We start from the raw sequence: 4,252 nt of genomic DNA, 5'->3' as shown, positions 1-4,252 counted from the left end.
GGGTGCGGTAGTCGGTGCGGCGGCGCACGAGATAGTTCTCATGGCACCCAAACGAGTTGCCCGCGGCGTCAAGGTTGTTCTTGAACAGGTGGATGCGTCCGCCCACGCCCTTGGAGGCCAGGCGCGAGTCGGCCTGCGCGGCCATCGATGCGCACAGGCGCTCGCCCGCGCGGTCGTTGGCCACGAGGTCGGCGACCGAGCGGCATTCGGCAGTCGCGTACTCGGGATGGGCGCCGACGTCGAGGTAGAGCCGGGCACCGTTGGGTAGGAACGAGTTCGTCGAGCCGCCCGCCGCGAGAATCGGGCGGAAGAGCTCGGCCGCCGCCGCTTCGACGTCGAGGGGCGGCTCGCCTCCCGAGTCGGAGGCGCACATGAGGCCGAATTCGGTCTCCAAGCCCATGATCCGCTGGGGAATCACTGCCCGCCCTTTTGAACGAAGCCCTGGACGAAGGACTCGGCGTTGGTTTCCAAAACGGAGTCGATCTCGTCGAGGATCGAGTCGACGGCCGAGGTTTGCCTGTGCGCCTGCGGGATGTCGGAAACGGTCTGCTCTTCGACCCGCTTGCGCGGCTGAGCAAATTCTTGCGTCATCGGATGTCTTTCTCCTTCTGCATTGATGTGTGTGGAAAGCGCGTCGCGGTGTGGCGGAAAGCCCGTCGCCGTGGGGCGCACGCCGCGGTGCGGGGGCTGCGCGGCGTTCCCGTGCGTCGGGCCGGGCGAAGGGCGCCTCGTCCGCCAACGGGGATTGCCAGGCTCTCAGCCCGCGCCGAGGCGCCTGAGGAAATCCGCCGGGTCGCTCGCCGCAGCGAGCATCTGCCCGACGTGCGCCTCGGTCCCCCTGTCCGGATGAAGGGTCGGCAAACGCACGAGTTCGCGGGAGTCGTCGAGGACGACGCCGTCCCATCCCGCCGCCGGAACGGCGGAAGGAAACTTGGCCACAAGCCCTCCCCTGAGGAATGCGCGGGTGTCCTTCGGCGCCTGCGCCGCGGCCCGCTCGACGTCGTCGCGGCCGAAGAGACGGGCGACTTGGCCGGCGGCGTCGAGCCTTTCGACGATCGACTTGCCGGGCCGCAGATCGTGCCATTGCAGATCGACGGCGCGGAGTTTGGCGTCGTCCCAGGCCAGGCCGCCGCGTTCGCGCATCCCTTCGAGGAGTCGGCGTTTGGCCGCCCACTCGACCATCGGGGCCGCGGCGTCCCAGTCGCGCCGATCGAGCAGGTCGAGGACCAGCTGCCAGTATTCGAGGACCTCGGCGGTGTCGGGATCGGCTCCGCCCCTGCGCTCGACTGCCTCGCGGACGGCGTCGAGGTAGATGCGTTGGATGTCCAAGGCCGTCTTCGTCGAGCCGTCGTGCATGTCGAGCCCCGCGAAAGGGTCGTGCGAGACCTGCCAAGCCGCGGCAACCGGCGAGTGAAGGAGAACCGAGTCGAGGGCAAGCGGAACCTCGTCAATCTCGATCAGCCATAAAACGGCGCAGGTCGAGCCGACCTTCAGCAGGTTCGACACGTCGAAGAGGTTGGCGTCGCCGCCGATGACGTGCAGCCGGCGGTAAAGCGAATAGTCTGCATGGGGCTCGTCGCGCGTGTTTATGATCGGCCGATTGAAGGTCGTCTCCAGGCCGACGTCGTTCTCGACGTAGTCGGCGCGCTGGGAGATCTGGAATCCCGGGAACTCGCTGGCCTGGCCGAGCCCCACCCGCCCGGCGCCGCACAGGAGCGGGCGCGTGACGAAGAATGGGGTCATGTACCTGACAACGTCGGCGAAGCTGGCCTCCCGGCTCATGAGGTAGTTCTCGTGCGAGCCGTAGGCCGCGCCCTTGCCGTCGACGTTGTTCTTGTAGACCGCGACCTCGCGCCCCTCGGCGCGAAGCTGCTCCATGGCCTCGATTGCCACGGCCTCCCCCGCACGGTCCCAAAGGACGGCCGCGCGCGGCGAAGCCGTCTCGGGCGAGGAGTACTCGGGATGCGCGTGATCGACGTAGAGGCGAGCTCCGTTCGTCAGCACGAGGTTCGCCGCCCGCGGGCGGCGCAGCGACGAAACGTCCCTGATCTGCTCGACCTCGCCGAAGGCGGGCGCCGAGGCCTCCGGAGAGTCCGTGAGCAGAGAGGGGTGGACGTCCCCGCGGTCGAGCCGGTACCCCCTCGCGTCGTTGAGCGGGTCCTCTCCGTGGAAGTCCCATCCCGTCGAGGCGCCGGTCCTGCGCCCGTAAGCCTCGACCAGGTCGGCCGAGAGGGCGATCGGGCTCGCTCCCGGCTCGCTCGGCTCGAGAATGCCGAATTCGGTTTCCATTCCCACGATTCTGCGCACAGTCATGAGATCAGCCCTCTCATCAGATCAGCCCTCCGGATTTGGCGGGGTCGAATTCGCGAAGAGGGCGGCCGCCGTCTTCGACGGCCCCCGCGGACTCGCCTCGCGCGAGCCTTTCGTCGGCAGCCCCCGCCCTTTCATCCGTTTCCTCGGCGTCGCCCCGCGCCCCGCCGACCCGGCCGGGAGCTCCGCCGAAAAGGGGCCGGACGTCGACGATGCGCTCGCCGCGTCCGCGGGCGTTGACCCGCGCCCATTCCTCGGGGTTGACCGCCGTGGCGACGTCTTCGCCCGCGAGCGCCTCTTCGCGCACGGCTGCGCGGACGTGTTCGACGTCGATGCCCCGCGTCCCCGTGGCGAGGAAGTCCTTGATGGCCAGCTTTTTCGCCCGGTCGACGACGGCCGCGAGGAGCGCGCCGGAGACCATGTCGGACACGTAGAGCACCTCGCGCGCCCCGCTCGAGTACGCAAGCTCGACGTACTCGTTTTTCGGGACGCGGGCGAAAAGCTCATCGACGGCGGCCTCCCGCAGCGCCCGCGCGGCGTTCTCCCTGCCGCCTTCGGCCTCGACGGCCTCGGCCCGCAAAGGCAGATCCGCCGTCAGATACTTTGAGAGAATGTCGAGGCTCCCCTCGCGCGTCGGCCTCTCGATGCGGATCTTCACGTCGAGGCGGCCCGGGCGCAGTATCGCCGGATCGATCATGTCCTCTCGGTTGGAGGCGCCGACGACGATGACGTTGTGCAGCGCCTCGACCCCGTCTATCTCGGCCAGAAGCTGGGGGACCACGGTCGTTTCGACGTCGGAGGAGATCCCTGACCCGCGCGTGCGGAAGAGCGCTTCCATCTCGTCGAAGAAGATGACGACGGGTATGCCCGCGGCGGCGCGGTCGCGCGCGCGGGAGAAAATGTCGCGAATCTGCCGCTCCGTCTCCCCCACGTATTTGTCCAGCAGCTGCGGGCCCTTGATGTTGAGGAAGTAGCTGCGGGCCCGCTCGCCTCCCTTTTTCACCGCGATGCTCGCCGCCAGCGAGGTGGCCACCGCTTTAGCGATGAGGGTCTTGCCGCATCCGGGGGGCCCGTAGAGCAGAACCCCTTTGGGCGGTTTGAGCCCGTGCTCCCGGTAGAGCTCGGGCTGTTCGAAGGGAAGCTCGACGGTGTCCTTGATCTGTTGGATCTGCGGGCCGAGGCCTCCGATGTCCGCGTAGGAGACGTCCGGGACCTCTTCGAGAAGCAGGTGCTCGACGTCGGGGCGCTCGACGACGTCCAGCACGATGCCGTTGCGCATGTCGGCGACCGCGGTGTCCCCCACGCGCAGCGTTCCGGGCTCTATCTTGCCCGAGACGTGCATGATCCGGTGCTCGTCTTGGTGGACGCGCACGAGGGCCCGGCGCTCGTCCACGAGCATCTCGATGCCGACGATCGTTCCGGTTTCCTCGTAGCCCGCGGCCTCGACCGCCACGAGGGATTCGTTGAGCCGAACCTCCTGGCCGACGGCAAGGCTCTCGGCCCTCAGCGAGGCGGCCGCGGCGAGGTTCATTTTTCGCCCGCCTACATAGGCGTCGATGGATCCGTCGTCGGCGTGCGCCTCGAGGAAAGTGGCGAAGGATGCGGGAGGGCGGGACAGGGAGTCAACCTGCGCTCCCAACTCCTCGATGCGGGTGCGCGCGGCTGTCAGAGACTGAGCCAGGCGCTCGTTTTTCTCTTCCAAGGAGACGACCTGCTGGCGAAGCTCATAGAGCTGGTTGTGGCTGGGGACGGTCATGGGTGCCTTTCGTTCTTACCCGTCAATGGTATTCGCCTAGGACTGAAGCCACGGCATCGTGAGTCACTCCGACGCCTCCGGCCCCCCGCCGTCTTGCCTTCGGGCCTTCGCCCTGGCCCGTTCTTCAAGCTCTGCCTCGATCTTCTCTTTCAGCGCTCTGCCGTGGCGTCCTGCCTCGGATCGCCC

At 67.9% G+C, this 4,252-nt stretch carries 4 protein-coding genes; all 4 read right to left on the bottom strand.

Annotated elements, in window-relative coordinates; genetic code table 11:
• Nucleotides 1–418 (bottom strand): proteasome accessory factor PafA2 family protein (locus ACO48X_RS08630; protein ID WP_485001678.1); only part of this gene is annotated, 418 nt, incomplete at its 3' end.
• Nucleotides 415–591, bottom strand: a complete 177-nt coding sequence (locus tag ACO48X_RS08625) for a ubiquitin-like protein Pup (RefSeq protein WP_009198672.1) — start codon at nt 589–591, stop codon at nt 415–417. The genes ACO48X_RS08630 and ACO48X_RS08625, both read right to left, overlap by 4 nt.
• A gap of 165 nt (nt 592–756) precedes the next feature.
• Entirely contained in the window at nt 757–2,313 is a 1,557-nt protein-coding gene (dop, locus tag ACO48X_RS08620; RefSeq protein ID WP_485001677.1) for a depupylase/deamidase Dop, read from the bottom strand.
• Nucleotides 2,314–2,329: 16 nt separating this feature from the next.
• Complete coding sequence (arc, locus tag ACO48X_RS08615; RefSeq protein ID WP_485001676.1) at nt 2,330–4,066, bottom strand: proteasome ATPase; 1,737 nt, start codon at nt 4,064–4,066, stop codon at nt 2,330–2,332.
• Nucleotides 4,067–4,252: the final 186 nt, after the last annotated feature.

Source organism: Peptidiphaga sp., from assembly GCF_057238965.1.
Note: the sequence above shows the minus strand (reverse complement) of the source record. Positions and strands in the feature narration are given on the sequence as shown.